Here is a 2,396-nt window from a genome sequence, read left to right as displayed (position 1 = left end):
GTGCAGGTAAGCAGGGCCGACAGCAGGGCCAGAATCCAGGGAAGCATGCAGGGCGACGACGGAAGGGGCGAAAACGGAAGCCCACAGTGTAAAGGGCCGACCGGTTGATTGCGTCAGGGTGTTCCCGACAACAACCGTGATGCAGCCCGCAGATCCGCACGCGCCAGACACGAAAAAACCCGCCAATCCTGAAGCCGTGAGGGGAGGGAACAAACGGCAGCCGAAGCGATTGGCGGGTTCTACGCGATTGTCAACGAAAATTTATTGCGTTGCAACAAAGGCGGTTCAGGGCGTGCTTCCCGGCGACTGGTGGCTGCCCGGCGAGGGAGCATCCACGTCGGTGGAGGCACGGTGTTCGAGCTTGGCCAGGCGCGCGGTCAGGGCATCGATGCGGGCTTCCAGCGCGGTCACCTGATCGGCGGTCGGCACGTGCAGTCGCTTGAGTACGCCCTGCACCTGGTCATCGAAGGCCTTGTTGACCTTGTCCCAGGTTCCGGACGCCTTCTCGCGGGCTTCGTCCAGCGAGTGCTCGACGTTGTCGCGCCAGCCCGGTTCCTGCTCGCCGCTGCGTTCACGGCGGCGGGCTTCCCAGGCTTCGCCTTCCTTCACCAGGCCATCGAAGAAACGGCCTCCCTCTGCCTGCGCGCGCCCCAGGGCGCCCAGACCGGCCAGCCAGACCTGCTGTGCCGAATCGCTCAGCTTGCGCGAAAAGCGCTCTGCCTGGTCGCCGAAGCCGGCATCGTCGTCGCGGCGATCGTCATTCTCGTAACGGTTCATTGCATTCCCCGTGGGAGTTGGGCCTATCCCCGAGAGTAGCGCGGCGCGCCGTTGCTGGGCCGTGATGGCTGCAGCGCAGGTTCAGCCCAGCTTTTCCTTCAACACGCGCTGGATCTCGCTTTCCACCATGCCCTTCATTGCCGACAGCAGGAAGCCCAGCTTGGCCGTGACCCGCACCGCGCCCGGCTGCAGTTCGATCGCACCGTCCACGCCACTGCCGGAGAAATTCAGCACGTCGGCGGCCCACGACGACTTCAGGCCGAAGCGTTCGCCCAGCTTGGCGGCAACCTGCTCGATCGCTTCACGTGCCTGGGTGTCGGGCAGGGTGTGGGCGTGGCGGACATCGATGGTGGACATGCAGGCTCCTGGCGCAGGGCGGGGATCAATTGAGAGGGCGAGCATTGTGCGCATCGACGGCGCCCACGCCAAGCGCTCATCGCAGGTTCTTCTTCGTGGGCGGCCAACCTGCTAGTCTGCGCCGCGTGCAGAACCTGCTAGTTCACTTCAGTCAACAACAACAGCCCGACCAGCCGCTGCGGCCCGGGGTACAGCGCATCGTGCGCCAGGCAAACGGCAGCGTGCGCCTCGGTGATGCCGGCAACGGCGCGCTGCTGCTTGCGCAGTTCTGCATGGACGACCGCGGCCTCTGGCTGCAGGTCGGCAACGGTATCCGTGGCATCCATGTGAATGGTCGCCCGGTGCGGCGCATGGCCCTGCTGAGGGCGGGCGACGCGGTCTACGTCGATGGCGTGGAAATGGTCCTGCAGGGCGAGGTCGACACCCTGCTGCAGGCACCGGCGCCGGCAGCCAGCGTCGAAGGCAGCGGTGACGAGCAGCGCCTGCTGCGCGGTGTGGGCGGCCTGCACCACGGCCGCAGCTACCCCCTGGCGCGCGCGCGGGTGATCGGCCGTGGCAGCGATGTCGACATCGAGATCGATGAACCCGCCTTCGCCGAACAGCACGCGCGGGTGGAAGTCCATGGCGAGCGGGTACTGCTGCGCGACCTGGGCAGTGCCGATGGCACCCGGGTCAACGGCGTTGCCGTACGCCACTGCTGGCTGCAGGCCGGCGACCAGGTCGTGTTCGACGGCCAGCACCGGTTCGTGCTGGAAGTGCCGCATGACCCGCGCCGGCGGCCGCCACTGGCCGATGACGAAGGCAGCGACGAAGCCGAACAGGCACCGGTGGTACCGGTCGCTCCGCGTCGGGTGCGGCGCTGGCCGTGGCTGCTGGGCAGTGCGTTGCTGCTGGCAGCCGTGCTCAGCCTGCTGCTCTGGTTCGGCGCGCGCTGAATTCGTTCCGCCGGGCATGGCCCGGCGCTACCACCCGGACCAACCCGCTTTGGGTAGTGCCGCCGCGGCAATGGATACGGATGCAACCAAATTTCCCTTGCGCCACAAGGCCGCAAGGCTGGTGCAGTGCGGCATACTAGGGGTCTTGCCCCACAGGTGTGCCATGACGCGCGCGTTCAACTTCAGTGCCGGCCCTGCAACGTTGCCGGAATCGGTCCTGCGCCAGGCGCAGGCGGAAATGCTGGACTGGCACGGTAGCGGTGCCTCCATCGTGGAAATGAGCCATCGCGGTCCGGAGTTCATGTCCGTGGCCGCCGAGGCCGAGGC

Annotated in this window: 3 protein-coding genes and 1 pseudogene; 2 read left to right on the top strand and 2 right to left on the bottom strand. The window is 66.9% G+C overall.

Going from position 1 to position 2,396, the window contains the following annotated elements; translation table 11 throughout:
- Positions 1 to 285: 285 nt before the first annotated feature.
- Positions 286 to 777 (bottom strand): phasin family protein, encoded by a 492-nt coding sequence (locus AC1VAN_RS18690; RefSeq protein WP_025876984.1) that lies wholly within the window; start codon positions 775 to 777, stop codon positions 286 to 288.
- 81 nt (positions 778 to 858) lie between these two features.
- Positions 859 to 1,134 carry a polyhydroxyalkanoic acid system family protein gene (locus AC1VAN_RS18685; RefSeq protein ID WP_025876985.1) on the bottom strand — a complete coding sequence of 92 codons (276 nt, stop codon included), beginning with the start codon at positions 1,132 to 1,134 and terminating at the stop codon, positions 859 to 861.
- A 125-nt stretch (positions 1,135 to 1,259) separates the two neighbouring features.
- Between AC1VAN_RS18685 and AC1VAN_RS18680 the strand changes: the two genes are divergently transcribed.
- Positions 1,260 to 2,069 carry an FHA domain-containing protein gene (locus AC1VAN_RS18680; protein ID WP_442252143.1) on the top strand — a complete coding sequence of 270 codons (810 nt, stop codon included), beginning with the start codon at positions 1,260 to 1,262 and terminating at the stop codon, positions 2,067 to 2,069.
- A gap of 163 nt (positions 2,070 to 2,232) precedes the next feature.
- Positions 2,233 to 2,396, top strand: a pseudogene (locus AC1VAN_RS18675) (3-phosphoserine/phosphohydroxythreonine transaminase); the annotation flags it as partial.

It is taken from the genome of Stenotrophomonas sp. 05L44_2, from assembly GCF_056665995.1.
The sequence above is the reverse complement of the archived record's forward strand: the minus strand, read 5'-3'. Positions and strand labels throughout refer to the sequence as shown.

Bases quoted from the DNA above. Each gene is read 5' to 3' on its own strand.
- AC1VAN_RS18690 (WP_025876984.1), bottom strand. From the start codon at position 777: ATGAACCGTTACGAGAATGACGATCGCCGCGACGACGATGCCGGCTTC.
- AC1VAN_RS18685 (WP_025876985.1), bottom strand. From the start codon at position 1,134: ATGTCCACCATCGATGTCCGCCACGCCCACACCCTGCCCGACACCCAG.